17 protein-coding genes are annotated in these 21,690 nt (G+C 60.2%); 16 read left to right on the top strand and 1 reads right to left on the bottom strand.

Annotated elements, in window-relative coordinates; all coding sequences use genetic code 11:
- From CRO06_RS07660 to CRO06_RS07645, 4 genes are all read left to right on the top strand, one after another.
- Positions 1–2,181, top strand: coding sequence for a 3-hydroxyacyl-CoA dehydrogenase NAD-binding domain-containing protein (locus tag CRO06_RS07660; protein ID WP_022996495.1), 2,181 nt, complete (start codon positions 1–3; stop codon positions 2,179–2,181).
- A 227-nt stretch (positions 2,182–2,408) separates the two neighbouring features.
- Positions 2,409–2,876: a bacterioferritin gene (gene bfr, locus CRO06_RS07655; RefSeq protein ID WP_022996496.1), complete on the top strand. Its 468-nt coding sequence runs from the start codon at positions 2,409–2,411 to the stop codon at positions 2,874–2,876.
- Positions 2,877–3,005: 129 nt separating this feature from the next.
- Positions 3,006–3,365 carry an RcnB family protein gene (locus CRO06_RS07650; RefSeq protein WP_026949092.1) on the top strand — a complete coding sequence of 120 codons (360 nt, stop codon included), beginning with the start codon at positions 3,006–3,008 and terminating at the stop codon, positions 3,363–3,365.
- A 79-nt stretch (positions 3,366–3,444) separates the two neighbouring features.
- Positions 3,445–4,221, top strand: coding sequence for a TetR/AcrR family transcriptional regulator (locus CRO06_RS07645; RefSeq protein WP_055099290.1), 777 nt, complete (start codon positions 3,445–3,447; stop codon positions 4,219–4,221).
- 21 nt (positions 4,222–4,242) lie between these two features.
- Here CRO06_RS07645 and CRO06_RS07640 read toward each other — a convergent pair whose 3' ends face one another.
- Positions 4,243–5,559 carry an alkyl sulfatase dimerization domain-containing protein gene (locus CRO06_RS07640; RefSeq protein WP_026949090.1) on the bottom strand — a complete coding sequence of 439 codons (1,317 nt, stop codon included), beginning with the start codon at positions 5,557–5,559 and terminating at the stop codon, positions 4,243–4,245.
- A 430-nt stretch (positions 5,560–5,989) separates the two neighbouring features.
- Here CRO06_RS07640 and CRO06_RS07635 point away from each other — a divergent pair, with 430 nt between their 5' ends.
- From CRO06_RS07635 to CRO06_RS07580, 12 genes are all read left to right on the top strand, one after another.
- Positions 5,990–7,894 carry a TRAP transporter permease gene (locus CRO06_RS07635; protein WP_097058152.1) on the top strand — a complete coding sequence of 635 codons (1,905 nt, stop codon included), beginning with the start codon at positions 5,990–5,992 and terminating at the stop codon, positions 7,892–7,894.
- An 80-nt stretch (positions 7,895–7,974) separates the two neighbouring features.
- A complete protein-coding gene (locus tag CRO06_RS07630) occupies positions 7,975–9,006 on the top strand; it encodes a TAXI family TRAP transporter solute-binding subunit (protein ID WP_063140454.1) in 1,032 nt (343 codons plus the stop codon).
- On the top strand, positions 9,006–11,111 hold the full coding sequence (locus tag CRO06_RS07625) for an acetate--CoA ligase family protein (RefSeq protein WP_097058151.1): 2,106 nt from the start codon (positions 9,006–9,008) through the stop codon (positions 11,109–11,111). Before CRO06_RS07630 ends, CRO06_RS07625 begins: the two co-directional genes overlap by 1 nt.
- A 57-nt stretch (positions 11,112–11,168) precedes the next feature.
- Positions 11,169–12,203, top strand: a complete 1,035-nt coding sequence (locus CRO06_RS07620) for a TAXI family TRAP transporter solute-binding subunit (RefSeq protein WP_097058150.1) — start codon at positions 11,169–11,171, stop codon at positions 12,201–12,203.
- A 104-nt stretch (positions 12,204–12,307) separates the two neighbouring features.
- The gene (locus CRO06_RS07615; protein ID WP_097058149.1) at positions 12,308–13,588 is read left to right on the top strand and encodes a DUF1254 domain-containing protein; all 1,281 of its coding nucleotides are present in this window, start codon (positions 12,308–12,310) and stop codon (positions 13,586–13,588) included.
- 98 nt (positions 13,589–13,686) lie between these two features.
- Positions 13,687–14,934, top strand: a complete 1,248-nt coding sequence (locus CRO06_RS07610) for an alkyl sulfatase dimerization domain-containing protein (RefSeq protein ID WP_097058148.1) — start codon at positions 13,687–13,689, stop codon at positions 14,932–14,934.
- Positions 14,935–15,067: 133 nt separating this feature from the next.
- Positions 15,068–16,204, top strand: a complete 1,137-nt coding sequence (locus CRO06_RS07605) for a porin (protein ID WP_063140449.1) — start codon at positions 15,068–15,070, stop codon at positions 16,202–16,204.
- Positions 16,205–16,525: 321 nt separating this feature from the next.
- The gene (locus CRO06_RS07600) at positions 16,526–17,719 is read left to right on the top strand and encodes an acyl-CoA dehydrogenase family protein (protein WP_179746516.1); all 1,194 of its coding nucleotides are present in this window, start codon (positions 16,526–16,528) and stop codon (positions 17,717–17,719) included.
- 8 nt (positions 17,720–17,727) lie between these two features.
- Positions 17,728–18,837: an acyl-CoA dehydrogenase family protein gene (locus CRO06_RS07595; protein WP_026949084.1), complete on the top strand. Its 1,110-nt coding sequence runs from the start codon at positions 17,728–17,730 to the stop codon at positions 18,835–18,837.
- A 4-nt stretch (positions 18,838–18,841) separates the two neighbouring features.
- Positions 18,842–19,624, top strand: coding sequence for an enoyl-CoA hydratase/isomerase family protein (locus CRO06_RS07590; RefSeq protein WP_097058146.1), 783 nt, complete (start codon positions 18,842–18,844; stop codon positions 19,622–19,624).
- 390 nt (positions 19,625–20,014) lie between these two features.
- Complete coding sequence (locus CRO06_RS07585) at positions 20,015–20,536, top strand: sigma-70 family RNA polymerase sigma factor (protein ID WP_063140444.1); 522 nt, start codon at positions 20,015–20,017, stop codon at positions 20,534–20,536.
- A 3-nt stretch (positions 20,537–20,539) separates the two neighbouring features.
- A complete protein-coding gene (locus CRO06_RS07580) occupies positions 20,540–21,511 on the top strand; it encodes a FecR family protein (RefSeq protein ID WP_097058145.1) in 972 nt (323 codons plus the stop codon).
- Positions 21,512–21,690: the final 179 nt, after the last annotated feature.

Raw genomic sequence — 21,690 nt, 5'->3', positions numbered from 1 at the left:
ATGAATGAGCAAACCTCTAACGACAAAGAAAGCACCATCCGCTGGGAACAGGGCGCGGACAATATCGTCACCCTGGTCCTGGATGATCCCAAGCAATCCGCCAATACCATGAACGAGCGCTATATGCGTTCCATGGCCGCCACCGTCGAGCGGCTGGAAAAAGAAAAGGACAACATCACCGGGGTGATCATTACCTCGGCGAAGAGCACCTTCTTTGCCGGCGGCGATCTGAACGATCTGATCCAGGTAACGCCGGAGCGGGCGGCGGAATTTTCCGCCGGTGTGGAAACCGCCAAGGCACAGCTGCGCACCCTGGAAACGCTGGGGATTCCGGTGGTGGCCGCGTTGAACGGCACCGCCCTGGGCGGTGGTCTGGAAATCGCCCTGGCCTGTCATCGCCGTATCGCACTGAACAATCCGAAGGCGGTATTCGGGCTGCCGGAAGTCACTCTTGGGCTGCTGCCCGGCGGCGGCGGTGTGGTACGCACCGTGCGCATGCTGGGGATTCAGAACGCTCTGATGCAGGTTCTGCTGCAAGGCCAGCGCCACAAGGTGGACAAGGCCAAGGCACTGGGGCTGATCGACGAAGTCGTGGATACCCCGGAAGCGATGCTGGAACAGGCCCGTGCCTGGATCAAAGCCAATCCCAAAGCCAAACAACCCTGGGACGAGAAGGGCTACAAGATTCCCGGCGGGGCGCCGAACAACCCCGGTTTCGCGCAGAACCTGCCGGCGTTCCCCGCTAATCTGCGCAAGCAGCTCAAAGGCGCCAATTATCCGGCACCACGCAATATTCTGGCGGCGGCGGTGGAAGGCGCCCAGGTGGACTTCGACAACGCCATCAAGATCGAGGGCCGTTACTTCGTTGAGCTGGCTTGCGGTCAGGTGGCGAAGAACATGACCACCGCCTTTTTCTTCAATCTGCAGGCCATCAACGCCGGCGCCAGCCGTCCCAAGGATGTGCCGAAATACACAGCGCGGAAAGTGGCGGTGCTGGGTGCCGGCATGATGGGCGCGGGGATCGCCTACGTTACCGCCCGTTCCGGTGCCGAGGTGGTGCTCAAGGATGTCTCATTGGAGAACGCGGAGAAAGGCAAGGCGTACTCCGAGAAGCTGTTGGACAAGGCGGTAGCCAAGGGCAAGATGAGCAAGGAAAAGAAAGAAGAAATCCTTTCCCGTATTACGCCCTCCGCTGACGTTAAAGATCTGCAAGACGTGGACTTCGTTATCGAAGCGGTGTTTGAAAACACCGAACTGAAGCACAAGGTGTTCCAGGAAATCGAGGACGTGGTCAACGCGGACGCGGTACTGGGCTCCAACACTTCGACGCTGCCGATCACAGGCCTGGCGGAAGGGGTGAAGAAACAGGACAACTTTATCGGCATCCATTTCTTCAGCCCGGTGGACAAAATGCCGCTGGTGGAAATCATCCGTGGCGAGAACACCAGCGACGAAGTGCTGGCCAAGGTGTTCGACTACACGCTGCAAATCAACAAGACCCCGATCGTGGTCAACGATTCCCGTGGCTTCTTCACCAGCCGGGTGATCGGCACCTTCATCAACGAGGCCATCGCCATGGTCGGCGAAGGGCAGAACGCCAACTCCATCGAGCAGGCCGCCACCCAGGCAGGCTATCCGGTGGGCGCGCTCAAGCTGATCGATGAGATCAACATGAAACTGTCCCTGAAGATCGCCGGTGAGTACAAGCAGGCGGCGCAGGCGCAGGGTGACAGTCCCCAGGCTCATCCCGCGCTGGCGGTGATGGAGAAAATGGTCAACCAACTGGAGCGCCCCGGCAAGCTGGACGGCAAAGGGTTTTACGACTATCCGGAAAATGGCAAGGCGCATCTCTGGGCTGGTCTGAAGGAGCAGTTCCCGGCCCGTGAAGCGATTCCGTTCAAGGATATGCAGGAGCGGATGTTGTTCGCCGAAGCCCTGGAAACGGTCAAGTGCTTCCAGGAAGGGGTGATCGAGTCTGTTGGCGACACCAACATTGGTTCCATCTTCGGCATCGGTTTCCCGGCCTGGTCCGGCGGTGTGGTGCAGTATATGAACCAGTACGAGGGTGGCCTGCGCGGCTTCGTGGCCCGTGCCGAGGAACTGGCCGACCGCTACGGGGAGCGTTTCAATCCGCCGCCGCTGCTGGTGGAAAAAGCGGAGAAAGGTGAGATCTTCAAATAGCCCGCTTTTGCGTGAGACACCAAAGCCCGGGTCGTTTGATCCGGGCTTTTTGCGTTATGGGGGCGGCGGTGCGCTCGATAACCATTCTGGTTGCGATTCGTTTCTCTGCTACCTGTAATCTAACTCTTTGAATTAAATGAAAAAATCTTCGGCGGGGCTGGCGCGCCGCAACAGGGCGCGTCATACTGCGCGCGTATTCCGGCTAGCTGTAATTCGAGGAGTTTTCCATGAAAGGCCACCCTGATGTGATCAAGTGTTTGCAGGAGCTGCTGCGCGGTGAGCTGGCCGCCCGCGATCAGTATTTTCTGCATTCACGCCAGTACGAGGATCAGGGGTATGGCCGTCTCTATGAGCGCATCAACCACGAGATGCAGGAAGAGACCGAACACGCGGATGCCATTCTGCGGCGGCTGTTGTTCCTGGAAGGCGTACCGGATATGACGCCCCACGCCATGTCTCCGGGCCGTACCGTCATGGAGATGCTGGAGGCGGATCTGCGTCTCGAATACAAAGTGCGGGAGGATCTGGCCAAAGCCATGGCATTGTGCGAGTCGGTGGGGGATTACGTGACCCGCGAAATGCTGCGCCAGCAATTGCAGGACACGGAAGAGGATCACACCCACTGGCTGGAGCAACAGCTCCGTTTGATCAAGCACATCGGCGAGGAAAACTACCGCCAATCGCAGATGTCCTGATCCGGCGTCATCGGATCGCCGGGCGGTGCCACGGCGATCGCTCGCTTCCTAATATTTGCACAAAGTCGGCACGGTGTTTGCGCATTACCGGCCCATCCTGGTTCCATCAAGAGGAAACAGGAGCCGACCATGAAAAGCCGCAAAACTCTCGCTCTCGCCCTTGTTGGCAGCTTGCTGCTGTCGTCTTCTCTGGCTTGGTCGCAGCCGGGTAAAGGACCTGATCAGCGGGCCCCCGCGGGCCATCACGGGCCGGCTAAGCAGGCCCATCAAGGTCCTTCCCATGGTGGTGAGCATCGTCCTCGCCACGCCGACTGGAAGGGAAAGCCGTTGCCCAAGCGCTACAGCGAACCTCGTTACGTGGTGAAGGAATACGGCCGTTATGGACTGCCGGCACCGAAGCCGGGCCACCACTGGGTAAAAGTGGATAATGACTTTCTGCTCACCGCCATCGCTACCGGCGTCATTGTCTCCATCATCGCCGGCTCGTAAGGGCCGGTTTGTCACCACTCCCCTGTTAATGGAATGATGTTAGTATTGTTCCATTAACTTGTGCTGAGGGTGGAAAAGGATGGCGGCAGCAAGGAAACCCACGCGTCGTAAAAAGAGCAAAGCGGAAGAGATTTCCGGAACCAAATTGGAGTTGACGCTGGCGGCGGAGAAGGTTTTCGCCATGAATGGGGTGCAGGGGGCTTCTCTGCGCCAGATTCGTGAGGAAGCCGGGCAGAAAAACGAATCGGCGATCCACTATTACTTTGGTTCCCGGGAAGCGATCATTGAGTCCATTCTGGCGATGCGCTCCAAGCCGATAGACGCGGACCGCCATGCCATGTTCGAGGAGGCCCGCCGTCAGGCGGCCGGTAAGCCTCTGTCCACGGAACAGATTATGCGCTGCGGGATGATGCCCCTGGCCCGTTATTTGTTTGGCACACAGGAACCCGGATATTACCTGCGTTTTTTGGTGCAATTGCGTATGGAGCGGAGTACCTGGCTTCACTTTAACGAAATGTATGGCGCGGGTATGGAAAAGTGTCTGGATGCGCTTAAGGAGGCCAAACCCTATTTGCCCAAGGCGATCGTCGAGCAACGTTTCCTCAGTATGTTATTCATGCACACCAATGGCATGGCGACGATTGAGCGGATTCAGTCGGAAAAAGGCGAGAGCTTTCGTCGCGAGGAGGCTTGGATTCGGATTGAGGACATCATTGCCTGCAGCGCTGCCATGTACGATGCGCCGTTATCGCCGGAAACACTGGAAGCGATTCGTGGAGCCTCCGAGTTGTATGACCTGCCTTCCTATACGGACATCGCCATGATACAGAAAGCCGGCACCGGCGACGATCAATAACGCCGCCGGTATCCCTACCCGTCAACCAATACCAACCCGGCGGCCGGGATAACCCGGGTCACCATCGTCGCCCAGCGCCTTTAGTGAGGCATTGGCGGCATCGGTAAAAATGCCTCTGGCCATCAGCGAGGTCTCCGCTTTGGCCCGTTCCTGATTCACCGCCGCGCGAACCCGGTGAGCCTCCTGATTATCCGGTTCCGCGCGCACCGCCATTTCACTGAGGTGGCCGGCCAGGCGCAGATCACCCTGGTCAAGGTATCTGGCCGCGGCCTGCGTCAGCGCTTGTGCTCCACCACAGAGCTCCGCCAGGGCGCCGCTTAACGTGTCCGGATGCGCTGGTTTCAGATGCGCCGGATTGCCATCATACCAACCGCCGTACAACCGCCAGACGTTGCGAATCAGAAACTCGGGGTCGTCGTAGGTGGGATGCAGGTAGGGTCTGTCAAGCAGGCCCTCGGGCAGAGTGACCTGTTGCACGATATCGGCCAGGGGCAAGCCCTGGTTCATGCCCTCCAAAGTCTGGTCATGGATGGTCTCCAGGAAAGTGGCGGTGTCGTCCAGTAACGTGGCGACACGGTCGGCACCGAACACCGCCGGTCCGTGGCCGGGCACCAGCACTTCCGGCTTCTTTGCCGCCATGGCGCGCAAGGCCTGCGCCCATTGGTGGGCAAAGCGCTGAACCTTTTGCGGGTTGCCGGCATTGGGCGCCGCCCAGATGATGAAATCCCCGGTGATAACGGTGCGATCTTGCGCAATCCAACTCCAGGTATGGTCGTCGGTTTCGCCCATGCCGTGGTTGAGTTCCACCTGGCAGTCGCCACATTCCAGAATCATCTGCTCTTCATAGAAGCGGTCCGGGTAGCGGTATTCTTCCGGCCAATGGAAGCCCGCCACCTTGAACTGCCGGCCGTTGATGCGTGCATTCCATCCAGCGCTGTTCTGATAGCGCTCGAAACGGCGGCGGATGTTGGCCTGGCCGATGACCTCGGGTTTGGGTTCCCCGGCCTGTTGCGCTTCCTGGTCGAACAGTGGTGTGCCAAAGGCGTGGTCCAGATGGCCGTGGGTATAGACGACATGACGGATGGGCTGGTCCGACCAGGCGCGGATCGCCTTATGAATGGCGGCGGCGGTATTGCGGCTGCCGCTGTCGAACACCACCAGGCCCTTTCCGGTATTGAGAACGGTAACGTTGCCCACCACGCCTTTGGACGCGATGTAAGCCAGGTGGTCGTTGATCGGTATGACCTGACTGCCATGCAGATGACGGTTCCAGTCGCGGCCGAAATCAAACCGCTCCCAGCAGGCATCGCCGATGGTTCTTAGTTCTTCGTTGATCACTTGAGGTCTCCTCCGAGGGTGAAAATCAGGAACAGAGTGTTACCTAAAGTAATGCCGGAACATTAGAAAAGATAGACAGAATTCATGTTCCCACATTATTTTTTTGGAGGGACGGCTTCAATCCAAAGGATAAAGACATGAGTCGAGATGCCTTCGAGGTGTGATTTTACGCGCCGACACCTGTGCGTTACAGGTGTCTTGTTATGTGGTTAAACTCAATAAAAACAGATGGTTATGGTTCGAAGGAAATGAGAATTTACATCTTGAACGGCCGTTCACCGATTCCTGAGGGAGTAGAATAGGGCAATGAATAAATTGTCATTCTTTCTGCGGTGATAACGACTATCTAATTGACAGTCATTAATTGGGCATGATCTGATGAGCACACAACAAAACCAAGGCGGACTTCGATGTCCGCGGGAGAGGGAGAGTGCTCACAGATTCAAGTCGTCGGCTTGGCCTGGCGATTGCCGTGGCTCTGGCCGCCATCAGTATTTATACGTCTCTTTTCGGAATCTTTGATCCGAGCTATCAGCGTCCGTTGACGTTCGCTGCGTGTATTCTCGTCGCCGTACTGGTCAAGCCGCTGGTGGTGGTGAATCCGCCACGTACCGCATTGATTCGCACCTTGTTCTGGCTCATCGACCTGGTCCTGGTCGGTGCGATTCTGTTGGCGGTTGCCCGTTTCCTGGCCTTCGCCGGTGATATGGAAAACATGCTGGTTGACTACAGCCGCACCGATCAGTTGATCGCACTGGTGGGCGTGGTGGCGGTCATTGAACTGACCCGACGGGAGTTCGGCCTCGGACTGTCCTTGTTCGCCGGTGTGACCTTGCTGTATTGCCTGTGGGGTGACCTGTTGCCTGACGCCTTGCGCCACGCCGGTTTTTCCCTGGATCAGATCATGCAGGGAATGTGGTACGGCTTCAGCGGCGTATTCGGCACGCCGGTGGCGGTGATGATCGAGTTGCTGTTCATCTACATCATCTTCGGTGTCATGCTTGAGGCTACTGGCGCCGGACCGGCGCTGGTGCGTATGTCCATTCGCGTCACTGGCCGTCTGCCCGGTGGTCCGGCCCACGCCGCGATCTTTGCCAGCATGCTGTTCGGCACCATGTCAGGCAGTGTCACCGCCAACGTGGCGGGGACCGGCGCGTTCACCATTCCGATGATCAAGAAACGCGGTTTCAGCCCCGCCTTCGCCGGTGCCGTTGAAGCCGCCGCGTCCACCGGTGGGCAGGTGATTCCGCCGGTAATGGGCGCCGCCGCGTTCATGATGGCGCAGCTTACCGGCACGCCTTATCTGCTGATTTGCGTGGCGGCGTTATTGCCGGCGGCGTTCTACGTGATCGCTCTGTTCGCGGCGGTGTACTACGAGGCTCGCCGGCTTGGCATCAAGCCCACTCCGGAACATGAATTACCGGTGCTGACCAAGGACGATTGGCTGCGGTCGTTGATGTTCGTGGCGCCGGTGCTAACGGTGATTCTGGTGTTGGCCGCGGGCCGCTCACCGGCCATGGCCGGGGTGTGGGCGACGCTGGTGGCAATGGTCTTTGGCTTCCTCAATCCGGAGATTCGCCGCCGTCCCTGGGCATTGATTGGCGCCTTGGCAAAGGGGGGCGTGGCCGGCTCGCGCATCATGATCGCGGTGGGGGCCATTGGTATCGTCATCGCCGGCATGGACCTCACAGGTCTGGGACTGAGCTTCGCGCAAGCGGTGGCCGGGCTGGGCGAGAGCAGCTTGCTGTTGAGTCTGATATTGACCGCCTTGGGCTGCCTGGTTCTCGGTATGGGCATGCCGACCTTGCCGGCCTACCTGATCATCGTTTTGGTCATGGGGCCGGCGCTGACCAGCTTTGATGTGCCGCTGCTTTCCGTGCATCTGTTCGTTCTTTATTTCGGGGTGCTATCCGCCATCACGCCGCCCGTGGCCCTGGCGGCCTTTGCAGCGGCGCCATTGGCCGAGGCCAACCCGATGAAAGTGGCCATGCTCTCCGTACGTCTGACTCTGGTCGGATTTCTGGTGCCGTTCCTGTTCGTATTCAATCCGTCGCTGCTGTTGATCGTGGAGGGCTTTGATCCATTGGATCTGGCCTGGGGCGTGGTGCGCCTGACTCTGGTGGTGTGGGCGGTAACCACGGGATTCGCAGGGTTTGGCGGTGAGCGGCTGGGCATGCTGGCGCGGATTCTGAGACTGGTGGTGGCGGCATTGCTGATGGCGCGCGGCACCTCGGTGGAACTGGTTGGTCTGGCTCTGGCGCTGCTTATCCTGTTGTTTGATTTCATGCCGCACCGCAGGCCGCGTTGGCTTGGTTGCGCACCGGCGGATAAGTGAAAGACAGATAAGTAGAAGAGAGAGGGGCTCGGAGTCCCTGGAAGTAAGGGGCTCAGCAGAGCCCCCAAAAGGAGAAAAGAATGTTTGGATTGAGAACGATAAAACGGGCGGCCTGTGTACTGACCGCCACCCTGGCGCTGGGCCAAGCCGCGCAGGCGCAGGAGAGCCATCTGCGTATGCAGACCGCCACGCCCGGCTCGGGATACTACGTTTTCTCCGTTACCTTGCAGTCGGTTCTGCAGAAGAAACTGCCGGTGAAGATCAATATGACGGCCGGCGTTACCGGGCCGCGTTCGCCGCTGGATGCGGCGCGCGGGCAGACGGATCTGTTTATCAGCAGCCCGTCCATCAATCATTTCATGCGCACCGGCACGGGTATGTTCGCCAAAATGAAAACGGCGCCAGAACTGTACAAGAACGTCAGACAGATCATGACGTTCCCGGCCGGTCCCTACCATATCGTGGTCCACGAAAAATCCGGTATTCGCTCCCTCGAGGACATCAAAGGGCGTCGTATCTTTCTCGGCGCGCCGGGTGGCGCGGCTACTCTGGTGGCCATCTCCATTGTCGAAGGCGCCACCGGCTATGAGGCTGGCACGGACTATGAGCTGGCAAAACTGGATTGGAACTCTGGTCTGCAGGCTTTCCAGGATGGACATGTGGACATGTTGGTAATGCCAACGCAGCTACCGTCCGCTTCGATGGAGCAGATGGCATTGCTTGAGAAAGTCCGTTTCCTGGGGATTCCCGATGACGCGTTCGAATCCGACCAGATGAAGAAAATCATGGCCCTTCCCGGGCGGACCCGGGCCACCATCCCCGCCGGTATTTACGGTGCAAATCAAACCAACGAGACGGACGTAAGAACCATCGGTTCCTGGGCTGGCCTGGGTACCCGCAAGGAGCTGGATGAAGAGCTGGTGTACCAGATCACCAAAACCTTGTTCGAGAACCTGTCTGCTTTCCATGGCGCCGCGAAGTTCATGGAAGAGATCACCCTGGAGAATGCTCTGACGGAGATGAGAACCCCGTTGCACGCCGGCGCGGTTCGTTATTACCGGGAGGCCGGCGTTGACCTTCCGGATCACTTGATTCCACCGGAGGCACGTTAATGAGCGCAGTATCAGAACACACTATCGAAGATCTGGATCGTCTGTTCCGGCCCCGCTCGGTGGCGGTCATCGGCGCCAGCGCCACGCCGACGAAAATCGGCGGCCTGCCGATCGCGTTCCTGCTCGCCCAAGGCTTCGAAGGGCCGATTTTCCCGATCAACCCGAAGGCCTCGGAAGTGCAGGGGCTTAAGGCCTACGCCCGCATCGGTGAAGTAGCCGGGCAAGTGGATCTGGCCATCGTCGCGGTGCCGGCGGCGCTGGTCGATCAGGCTGTGGACGAAGCCATTGCCGCCGACGTCAAAGGTATTGTCCTGTTTTCATCCGGCTTCGCGGAGATCAGCGAGGAAGGGCGCCTGGCACAGGAAGCCCTGATGGCTCGTGCCCGCGCGGCCGGTGTTCGTATTCTTGGACCGAACTGTCTCGGTTTCATGAATCTTTCCGAGAAAGTGTTCGCGACGTTCTCACCCGTGGTGGGGCAAGGCGTGACGCCAAAAGGGCGTATCGGCCTGATCAGTCAGAGCGGTGCCTATGGCGCCTATGCCTTTACCTTGGCCCGTCAACGCGGTTTGGGGTTGAGCTACTGGATCACCACCGGCAACGAAGGCAACGTGGATTTCGCCGATTGCCTGAGCTGGCTGGCGCGGGATCCGGACACCGATGTGATCCTGGGCTATATGGAAGGTTGCCGCGACGGCTGGAAACTGGAAGCCGCCCTGGCCGAGGCCCGCGCCGCTGGCAAGCCGGTGGTGATGACCAAAGTGGGGCGCACCGATATCGGTGCCCAGGCCGCCGCGTCTCATACCGCCGCGCTGGCCGGCGAAGATGCGGTCTTTGATGCGGTGTTCCGCCAGTACGGCGTGTATCGGGCTTATTCCATCGAAGAGTTTTTCGATGTGGGCTACGCCTTTTCCGTGGCGGGTATCCCGGGCGGGGAAAACCTCGGTGTGTTCACGGTGTCCGGCGGTGCCGGCGTGCTGATGGCGGACGCCGCCGCCGATGAAGGGCTGGCGCTGCCAGAGCTTAACCAAAAAGCTCAGGACCGCATCCGGGAATTGGTTCCGTTCGCCGCGCCACGTAATCCGGTGGACATCACCGGACAGATCACCAACGACATCGGTCTGTTCGAGACCAGCCTCGACATCATGCTCGAGCAAGGTGATTACCATCTGGTCGCCGCCTTCCTGGCGGCGGCTGGTCAAGGCCCCATGGGCGAGCACATCGCCGAGCAAATCGGCCGGGTTCGCGACCGGTATCCGGATCGGGTGTTCTGTGCCGTATCGGTATTCAAGGAGCCGGTGCGCGCCTTGCTGGAACGTAATCGCTGTCTTGCCTTCGAGGACCCGACCCGTGCGATTCGCGCGCTGTCCGCCCTGGCCTGGTTTGCCCGGCAACAGCAAAAACCGGCGGTGCCGGTGGATTCGCGCGGGGCCAGCGTAACGTTGCGCACCGGCAGTTATTCGGAGGCGGACAGCTTCCAACTGCTGGCCGACTTCGGAGTGCCGGTGCCGGAATCCCATCTGGTCGCCGATGGGGCCGAGGCCCAGGTCCGTGTCGCACAAGACTCCCGCGTCTGGGTGGCGAAAATCGCTTCCCCCGACATTCTGCACAAATCCGACATCGGTGGTGTGCGCCTGAACCTGCGTGGCGCCGAGGCCGTTGGCCAGGCCAGCGATGAGGTGCTCGCCGCGGCTCGCCGCGCCTGCCCGGAGGCACGCATCGATGGCGTGCTGCTCTCGCCTATGGAAGAACAGGGCGTGGAATGCATCGTCGGCGTGCAGCGGGATCCTGCCTTTGGACCAGTGGTGATGCTGGGGCTCGGCGGCGTACTGGTGGAAGTGCTCAAGGATGTCAGCTTCCGCAGCGCGCCGCTGAACCGGGACATGGCCATGGACATGATCAACGAGCTGCGCGGTAGAGCGATTCTTGACGGTGTCCGCGGGCAGCCGCCGGCGGACATCGGCGCCCTGGCCGATCTGCTGGTTAAAGTGTCGCACTTCGCCGTGGCCGCCGGGGACAGTCTGGAAAGTCTGGACATCAATCCGGTGCGCGTGCGTGCCGAGGGGCAGGGCGTGGTGGCATTGGATGCCCTGGTCATCGGGCGCTGATATAGGGCGCCCGGAATCAAGTAACAGCTAGATAAAACAACAAATCGGGAGATTGGAATGAAACTGAAACACCCTTTGATCCGCTGGGCGAGTGGTCTGGTACTCCTGGCAACCGCATCGCTGGCCAGTTATGCCAATGCTGATACCAACCTGCGCATGCATACCGCTCAGCCGGGATCATCGCCTTACGTCTTCTCGGTGACTCTGCAATCCGTGCTGCAAAAGCACCTGCCGGTTCGCATCAACATGACCTCCAGCATGGCGTCCACCCGCTCCACCCTGGACGCGGCGAAGGGGCAGGTTGATCTGTATATCGGCAGCCAGTCCATCAATCACTTCATGAGCACCGGCACGGGTATGTTCAGAAAAATGTCCAGCGCGCCGGAGCTGTTCAAGAACATTCGTACCATCATGAGCTTCCCGCTCGGACCGTACCACATCATGGTGCATGAAAAATCGGGCATCCGTTCTCTCAAGGACATCAAGGACCGTCGTGTCTTCATCGGCCCGCCGGGTGGCGCCGCCACTCTGGTCGCCTTGTCGATCATTGAAGGCGCGACCGGTTACAAGGCGGGTGAGGATTATGAGATGGCGAAGCTGGACTGGAACTCCGGGCAGCAGGCCTTCCAGGACGGTCAGGTGGATATGTATATCGGTCCGACCCAGTTGCCGTCGGCCTCCATCGAGCAAGTAGTGCTGCTGCAAAAGATTCGTTTCCTGGGGATCCCCGAGGAGGCTTTCGATAGCGAGCCGATGAAACAGGTGATGTCGTTGCCCGGCCGCACCGTTGCGGAAATTCCCGCCGGTATTTATGGCGAAAACCAGACCAACGAAGGCCCGGTTAAAACCGTTGGTACCTGGGTCACCCTGGGCACGCAGAAGGATCTGGACCCTGAACTGGGTTATCAGATCACCAAAACCATTTTCGAGAATCTGCAGACGTTCCATGACGCCGCCAAGTTCATGGACACCATCACGCTGGAGAACGCACTTAATCAGGTGAACACGCCGCTGCAGGCCGGGGCCTTGCGTTACTACCGGGAAATCGGCCTGGACGTGCCGGATGCGATGGTGCCGCCGGAAGCCCGTTAAGACACGCGGCAAAAATAACCTGGACATCCTCCCGGAGTCTTGCTGCCGGCATTGAGTCCGGGCGGTCTGGAGGTGCCCTTTGAAAAAGAGTAAGAGGAAGCAACATGAGCAGTGAATTTACGCCGGTGTCGCCGGCCGAGCTGAAGTCCGCCGCCAAGCGCGCGTACATCTACACGGTTCCGTTGGTGATCATGGAAACCACCCGTAAATGGCGCATGGGAGCCGGGGCCAACGTCTTCAACCATGCCCGCAAGCTGCTGACGCACCGCAGCCGCTGGGTAACCACGCCGAATAACGACACCCTGTACTCCGATGCCTGGCTGGATCTTTCCAAAGGGCCGGTGAAGATTACCGTGCCGGCCACCGGCGAGCGCTACTTCTCGCTGGCGTTCATGGACATGTACACCAACAACTTCGACATTCTCGGTACCCGTACCACCGGGAATAACGGCGGGGTTTATACCCTGGTCGGTCCACATCAGGCGGTGCCGGAGGACGCCACCAATGTGGTCCGCGCACCGACGCCCAGAGTCTGGGCGCTGGCGCGTATTCTAGTGGACGGTCCGGACGATCTGGCGGCGGCCTGCGCCGTGCAGGACGGTTTGTTCGTCCATGAGGGCGCGCCCTCCGAGGATGTGGCACCGGGGGATCCGGTACAGCGTTCTGCCGGCTGGCGTGAGTATCTGGCCACCGCCAATCGCCTGTTGCGCCGTGAGCCGCCTCCGGTCACCGACGGCCTGATTCTGGAGCAGATTCGTGCTCTGGGTATCGGCCCGGACCAGGTGTTCGACGCGGAGGCTTTCGATCAGGAGCAGGCGGAAGCGATTGAACAGGGTGTGGACGAGGCCAAGAACTGGCTGGTCCAGATCCAGCGCGCGCGCCGCAGCGCCATTGGCGGCTGGACTTATCCGAGCATGCGCAATGGCGATTATGGCCAGAATTATACGTTGCGCGCCGTGGTATCGGTGGGTGGCCTGGGCGCCTTACCGCTGGAAGAAGCCATCTATATGCGGGCCGAAGGGGACGCCGAAGAGGGGCTGTTCGATGGCAACCAGAACTACCGTTTGCATTTCCCCGCCGGCGCCATGCCGCCGTTGAATTCGTTCTGGTCCCTGACGCTGTACGAAGCCATGGACGACGGGCAGTTCTTTTTCGCCGATACCCCGTTGCGTCGTTACGCCGTGGGGGATCGTAGTCCCGGTCTGCAATACAACGAGGATGGCTCCCTGGATCTCTGGATCGGTGCGCGCAGTCCCGGCGCGGATCGCGAAAGCAACTGGCTGCCTGCCAACGAGGGGCCCTTCGCCCTGTTTTTCCGAGGTTACATGCCCAAGGCGGATCTGATGGAAGGCCGTTACAGGCTACCGCGCGTCGAGCGTCTGTAAACGCTGAATCACCAGTTTTCCCTTTTTCCAACGGCACCACCGGTGGCCGTTACGGGCGCCCCTGTGCCCGCCACCGGTGACAACGCAGGAGATATGTCATGACGGGCAACAGTAACAAGAAGGAATCGCCGATCCTTGGCGAATTTCTGCTCGCCAACAAGGACCTCAAGACGATCGCACCCGGTGTCCATTTGCTCGGAGGGCAGGGCAATAGTGTAGTGGTGGAAACCGCCAATGGCGTGGTGATCACGGACTCCGGCCCCGGCGGCAAGATCACCCGGGCGATGATCGAACACGTTCGCCAACTGACTGATAAGCCCGTGCTGGCCATTGTCTATAGCCACGGTCATCTGGGTTACAACCACGGTGCGCACAGCTGGCTGGCGGACGCCGCCGAGCGCGGTCATCCGCGGCCGAAAATGGTGGCTCAGGCCAACCTGCCGTGCCGCTATGACCGCTACCAGGAGACCTGGGGCTTGCAGGCGCATCTCAATGGGCTGCAGTTCAATTCCCAATTTCCGGAAACCGCGCCGGAAAAATGGTTCACCTATCCGGACATCACCTTCCGCGAACGCCACGTCATCGATGGTGGTGACCGTCAGGTGGAGATCCTGGAAGCGCCTTCGGAAACCGACGACGCCATGGCGTTGTGGTTGCCGGAGGAGAAGATCCTTTATGCCGGACCGGCCTTCATCAAATCCATTCCCAATATCGGCACACCCTTGCGCACGCTGCGTGATCCGGTGCGCTGGGCGGAAACCATGGAAAGGCTGCTGGCGCTGGAGCCGGAAATGCTGATTCCCGAATTCGGCAGGCCGATTGAAGGCCGGGAAGCCGTTCGTGAAGCCATGACCCTCACCATCAAAGCTTTGCGCTATCTGCGAGAGGAAACCGTGAAGCGGATGAATCGCGGTATGACCGAAGCGGAGATCCTGCACGACATCGCCTACCCGGATGAGATCTTTGGCCATCCGTTGATGAAGCCCAGCTACGGCATGCCGGAGTACATCGTGCGCGATATCTGGCGCTCGGAGAACGGCTGGTGGGACCGCAATGCCACCCAACTGCATCCGGGGGAGCCTGATGCGGTGGCGGCCGCGCTACGCGAGGCAATCAGTGACCCCGAACAGGTGCTGACGGTGGCGCGGCGCAAGCGGGAGGAAGGCCAGCCGCAACTGGCTTTGCATGTACTGGATCTTCTGTCTCCGGAGCGTAGCCAGGACGAAATCGGAGCTCGTGCCCGCGCACTGAAGGCGGAAATTCTGGAACAGCTGGCGGAGGCCTCTCCGTCTTTTGTCTCCGCGCAAATCTATCGTTCGGTGGCGACGCGACTAAACGAGAGATAACCCCGGGTTTTGACCCGTACTAATGAAACAACAAACAAATCGCCGGGAGCGATTTTTGACGCCGCGCCAGCGGCGGCCCGCAGGGTGGTCGCCATGGACGGTGGACCACAAAAAACGATTCGAGGAGAAACTAATGACAATCCGTCCTCTTTTCACTGCGGCAGGCTCCGGTCTGCTGATGGCTTTGCTGCCACTGTCAGCACAGGCTGCGGATATTCAAGTTCTGGAAGACGTTATTCATCCGGAACAGGCGATTAAAAAGAAAATGGAGTTGTATGGGGCGCTGCGCATGTCGGTGGACTACGTGGACTCCGATGTCAGTGATGCGCAAGCGGACACCTCGCCGCTGCTTTCCGAAGGCGGAATCGGTGTCTCCAGCAACACCACGATGATTGGCTTTCGCGGTGAGGTGCCTTACAACGAGGATTATACGTTCCTCTGGCAGTACGAGCAGCAGGTTGACATGGATGACACCGACGGTAATGACGTCTGGACCACCCGTGACAGCTTTCTGGGATTGGGTACACCAGTAGGTACTTTCCTGGTGGGACGCATCAACACGCCATTCAAGAACCTGGGAGTGTCGTATCTCGGTTATTTCAACACCACGGTGGCTGACTCCCACGCTATTCTCGGCGCACCCTCGGCGGGCGCCGGCGGCCGACTGGATTTGTTCGGCGCTAACAGCCTGAACTGGAAGTTCCGCCTGGCTGGTGTCAACGTGGCTTTGCAGTATGCGGCTGATCAGGCCGGCTCTGTTAATGGCGCGGATGATAATGATCGCGACAGTTCAAGCATTTGGTTGGACTGGAAGGGGGGCGGACTGCAGTTGAGCAGTGCCTATATTCATTACTCCGATTTTGCGACCACGGGGAGCCTCGATGCTTGGCGTGTGTTCGCCAAATATAAATTCTCGGCTTTGACTCTTGGTGCTATCTACGAGGATATCAGTCCGGATGATTTCGCTTCTCTTGATCGTGAAGCCTATGGATTGCAAGCCCAATATACGGTAGTGCCACGTTGGAATCTGGCTGCGCAATGGAATCATGCTGAAGAGTCGGAGGCCGGAGACGATGAAGCGGATCAATACAGCGTTGGTGTATTCCATTCCCTCAGTGATTCGGTACTGCTGCATGCCATGTACACGGTGACTAAAAACGGTGACAACGCCGCCTACCGAGGCGTGGATTATGCCCACGGCGACAAAGTGGGCACGTTGGCCGGGCGAGATCCGTGGGCTTTGTCCATCGGCGCCCAGTTGAAGTTCTGAATGCCGTTGTCCACTGGATGCGGTGTGTTCTCCGGACATCCTCCACGTTGTCCGGGCGGTGTCGAGACTCTCCGGGGCGAATGCTCTCCCCATTGCCGGAGTAGTGTCGAATGTAGTGCCGATGATGACACCGCCTGCCGTGTCCTTTTTCGCGCCGGCCCTTGGCCGGCGTTTTTTTATGACCGCCGTCCGTGGCGGTCACCCTTCGGGCAGTCGCGGAGCAACGTTAAAAATTGCTCCCGGCAATTTTTAACCCTCCAGGGCAGACGGGGCAGTTCAGTGGCCCCAAACCCCGTAAACCATCAACAGGAGTGCTTGAAGATGACGGATCTGAGCCGATCGGAGGAAATCCGATTCCGACAGGAGATTCGCGAGTTCGTGGCCAGTGAAGTGCCAGAGTCTATTCGCCTGAAAGTGGCGCAGGGCAGGGACGTCAGCCGTGACGAGACGATCGCCTGGCAACGCAAGCTGGTTGCCAGGGGCTGGGGCGCGGTGCATTGGCCGAAACGCTGGGGTGGCACGGACTGGAGTCTGCAAAAGCGATTTGTCTTCGAGGAAGAGATGGCTTTGGCCGGAGCGCCATCCATACCGCCTTTCAATACCCGCATGCTGGGGCCGATCTTGCTGGAATACGGTACCGAGGAGCAGAAGGCGCGTTTTCTGCCCGGTGCCCTGAATATGGATCAATGGTGGTGTCAGGGGTATTCGGAACCTTCCGCCGGGTCGGATCTGGCGGCACTGCGGACCCGGGCGGTTCGTGAAGGGGACTACTATCGCGTTAACGGCGGCAAGATCTGGACCAGCTATGCCCACTATGCCGACTGGATGTTCTGTCTGGTTCGCACCGATCCCGAAGCCAAGAAGCAGAAAGGTATTTCCTTCCTGCTGCTGGATATGCGTAGCGAAGGGGTCAGTGTCGAGCCCATCCATCATTTCTATGGTGCGCACTTGCTCAATCAGGTGTTGCTGGAAGATGTAAAAGTGCCGGTGGAGCAACGTATCGGCGAGGAGAACACCGGTTGGACCACGGCCAAAGCTCTGCTGGAACACGAGCGGCTGGCCACCTCCCGCCACGCCGAGGCGCGGCGCAAGCTGGGGCGTCTGCTGGCGTTGGCCAAAGCCAACCAGGACGAATCCGGAGCGCTTTATCAAAGAGCTGATCTCAAAGCGCGCATCGCCGAGGTGGCGGTACAGGTGAAGGCTCTGGAATTCGCCACTCGCCGCGGTTTGGAAATGCTGATTCGCGATGGCCGTATTGGTGTCTTCGCCTCATCACTCAACCTGAAAGGGGTGGCCATTAACCAGGCGGTGGATGAAGCGATCATGGATATCGCCGGTATCGATGCGCTCGCCGCCGATGCCGCCTATGACGGCTTGCCCCGGGACCTGTTGAACGATGGCGGTGATGCCCGCTATGTGGCGGAGTCCCGCTACTACCTGCGAGGGCCGGCCATCGCCGCCGGCTCCAATGAAGTGCAGCGCAATATCATCGCCAAGCACGTGCTCGATCTGTGAGGTATCCCATGGAATTTATGTTGACCGAAGAGCAGCAACTCATCGAAGACACGGTGGCACGGTTGCTGGAAAAGCAATGGGACCCGCGCCGGGATCAGGCGCTGCTGTCCGCCGACGTGGCCCGCCTGCCCTTGTGGCATGAGCTGGCTGAGTTGGGTCTGTTGGGGATCGCGCTACCCGAGGAGCACGGCGGTGGCGGTATGGGGCCGGTGGAGCTGACGGTGTTGTGCCGTCGTTTTGGCCGGGACCAACTGCGCTCGCCTTTTCTCTCGTCGTTGATTCTGGCCGGCACCGCGTTGACGTGCTCGCCGAGGGGTGCCTTGCGGGATCAATGGTTGCGACGGTTGGCCGCCGGCGAGGCAACTCTGACACTGGCCACATTGGAAGATGGGGCCGGGTATGACCACCATCACACGGCAATAGAGGGGCAGCGATGCCAGCCGGGCTATATGTTGAATGGCCGAAAAAGAGCGGTGATGGATGCCGCTGGTGCCGACGCGTTCATCGTTTCCTGCCGGTTGGATGGTGAGCTCGCGCTGGTGCTGCTGGCGCCGGAGACAGAAGGAATGGCGGTGGCGCCTTACGCGGCCTTTGACGGCAGCAGCCTGGCGACGCTCACCTTCAATGATGCTTTGCTACCGGAAGAGGCGGTGCTGGCCCGCGGGGCGGAGGCGCGGGCGGCGCTGGAAGCGGCGCTGGCGCAGGGTGCCCTGGCCGCGGCGGCGGAAACTCTGGGCGCGTGCGAGGGCGCCCTGGAACGTACTCTGGACTATCTGCGATTACGCGAACAGTTCGGAACCAAACTGGCCCGCTTTCAGGCTTTGCAACATCGTGCCAGCGATCTGCATGCGGATCTGGAAATGCTGCGCTCGCTGGTGTCCGGTGCGGCACAAAGTCTGATCCACGAACCGTCCCACGCCGACGCCTTCGCGGCAATGGCGCTGGCGGTACCCGTGGGTGATCGCGTATGCCGGGAGGCGATTCAGATGCACGGCGGCATCGGCATGACACTGGAACTGGGGATCGGCCGTTATCTGTTACGCGTGAATGCACTGAGCCGGCTGCTCGGTGACGCCACGTATAACGGTCAGCTTTATCTCGAACGTATGGAGGCCTGAGACGATGACGGAACAAGCGGTATTGATGGAAACCCGGGAAGCAGTGGCGGTGGTCACCATCAACGCCTATGCCATGCGAAACTCCATGGGCGCGCCCGGCGTGCGTGAGGGACTGTTGGAAGCCATGGAGCGGTTTGAAAACGACGATAGCCTGCGCGTCATGGTGTTGACCGGGGCGGGGGGTGTGTTCTCCGCCGGCGGTAACCTGGATGCGCTGCGCCGTATCCGCGACGTGGAAAAAATCCGCCAGCGTCTGGAAGCGGGCGGCCCTTTGCTGCAACGCATATTGACGTCGGAGAAACTGTATATAGCAGCGGTGGAAGGTCCCGCTTTCGGTGCCGGTCTGGGGCTGGCCGCCTGTTGTGATTTGATGGTGGCCGCGGAGGGCGCCCGTTTCTGCGCCGCGCAGATTCGTGTTGGCGCGGCGCCGGATGGCGCCCTTTGGTGGGCGCTGCCTTTTCGCGTTGGCGCTGGTCGGGCGCGGAGGATTCTGCTCACCGGTGAGGAAGTGTCACTGGACGAAGCGATTCATATCGGTCTCGCTGACGTGCGCGTGGAGCAGGGCGCGGCTCTGGAAGCCGCACTGAAACACGCACGCCGTCTCGCCGCCGGGCCGCCGTTGGCTCAGGCCACGATCAAGCGGTTGTTCACCGCGCTGCCGGTGGATCTGGTGGAGCGCCTGCGGGTGGAGCGGGAAACCGCGGCGAAAACGTTCGCCTCCGAGGACTTCGTCGAAGGCGCCAGCGCCTTTCTGGAAAAACGCCGGCCTCACTTTAGAGGATGTTGAGCGGCTGGACGTGAAAGCATCGCGCCCCTTTCTCAATGTGAGGGGCCTCTATTTTTCCACAAAATTCGGGTGGCTTCGGTGTTTGCGCGCTGCATTCGCTGGCAAGTCAGCTTCCCACGGCGGCTCCGTAGCTCCAGCCTGTGGGAAGCTGCCTTGGCAGCGAATCGGCGTGCAAGCGGCTTGCTGCGCTGCCCTGAAAAGAAAAACCAGGCCTCCAGCCAGGGCGTGGCCGTTACCTTGCTTTGGGGTAGTGTCCTGTCTTTGACCCAGAGGTTCGCCAAACAACCAAGAACCTTCGACTTGACCTTTATAGCAACTGAGAATTATTCTCATATTCTGAATTGGCTATAGCGTACCAACGACGGAATCCCGCAGGGGAGGGGCGAACGGATGGGGGCGACGAGCTACCTGAAACGCGATCTGGTGGCGGTGCTGTACAGCGATCACCACGGCTGGCTGCTGGGTTGGTTGAGAAAGAAACTGGGCTGTTCACAGCACGCGGCGGATATGGCCCATGATACCTTCGTAAGAGTGCTGACCTCCTCCTCGGATCTGCAGGGGGTGCGTGAGCCTCGGGCCTTTCTTACCACCATCGCCGGCCGTCTGATCATCGACGACGCCCGGCGCAAAAAGGTGGAGCAGGCGTACCTGGAAACCTGGATGGCGCTGTATGGGGATTGCGCCGCGGCACCGTCGTCCGAGGAACTGGCGACGGTGGTGGAGCTGCTCACGGAAGTGGCGGGCTGGTTGGAGAGCTTGCCGGAGAAGCCCCGTCAGGCCTTTATAATGAGCCGGCTGGACGGGCTGTCCCATGCGGAGATCGCCGAACGGCTCGGCGTCTCGGTAAGCATGGTGAAGAAATACGTGGCGCAGGCGTTATTGCACTGCCTGGCTCTGAACGAGACCGATTGAAGCGTGACCGTGGAAGACGAAGGGCCTTTTTTGCGTGAGGCGGCGGAATGGATCGCCACTTTGCACTCCGGGGCCGTCACCGAGGAAGAACGGGAAGCCTGCCGCCGCTGGCGCCGGGCCGACGTCCGTCATGAGCGTGCCTATGTGCGCGCCGAATCCCTGTGGCATCGTCTCGAACCGGTGTCCGGGCGGCATCGCCCGGAAGCCGGCCCGGTGCTGGGTAAAGTGCTGGGGCCGGTGCGTCGCAACCGCCGCGCCAGTTTGCTGGCGCTGGCCGGGCTGCTTGGGCTGGGCCTGGCCTGGTGGCCGCTATGGTCCTTGAATCTGACTTCCGATTACCACGCTGCCGTTGGGGAACAGCGTCAGGTGACCTTGCCGGACGGCAGTTCACTGATACTGAACAGCGGCGCCGCCGTTGATGTGGATTACGATGGTGACGAGCGTCGAGTGATTCTGCGCGATGGCGACGTCCACGCCACGGTGGCGCCAGACCCCGACAGACCCTTCGTGGTGGCCACCGGCCTGGGGTCGGCTCGTGCCCTGGGCACCCGTTACACCGTCAGTTTGCGTGACCGGAACATGGCGGTGGTGGTGACCGAATCCAGCGTGCAACTGTGCGCTGCCGCGCCGCCACCGCCGGCCCGCCACGCCTGCGTCGATGCTCATGCGGGGCAGCGCACCGCCACCGACGGAAAGAGCATCAAATCACCGCGCGGCGTCGATGTACGCCTGGCCACCGCCTGGCTAGACCGGCGTCTGGTGGCCGACGACCAGCCTTTGACGACGGTGTTGGAGGAATTGGCGCGTTATCGATCCGGGCTGTTGCGATTCGACGATCTGGAACTGGCGGGGTTGCGTGTGTCCGGTGTCTTCCCGCTCGACGATACCGACCAGGCCTTGGCGCTGCTGGCCGACTACCTGCCGATTCAAGTGACCAATTACACCCGCTGGCTGACCGTGATCGGCCGTCGCTGAACGGCTTCGTAGTCCAGTCTGTGGGAAGCTGCCTGGGCAGCGAACTGGCGTGCCGAGGTGCCATTCCACAATTATGGGGCAGTGCTGGTCCGTGGACTGCTCGCGCAAAAAGGTCTGGCGTCCGAGCAAAATTTTCCCCAATCACTGTCCCTTTCCCGATCTCGCCCGTCATCACAGAT

This window comes from Alloalcanivorax xenomutans, from assembly GCF_900217905.1.
Classification (GTDB): Bacteria; Pseudomonadota; Gammaproteobacteria; order Pseudomonadales; family Alcanivoracaceae; genus Alloalcanivorax; species Alloalcanivorax xenomutans.
Note: the sequence above shows the minus strand (reverse complement) of the source record. Positions and strands in the feature narration are given on the sequence as shown.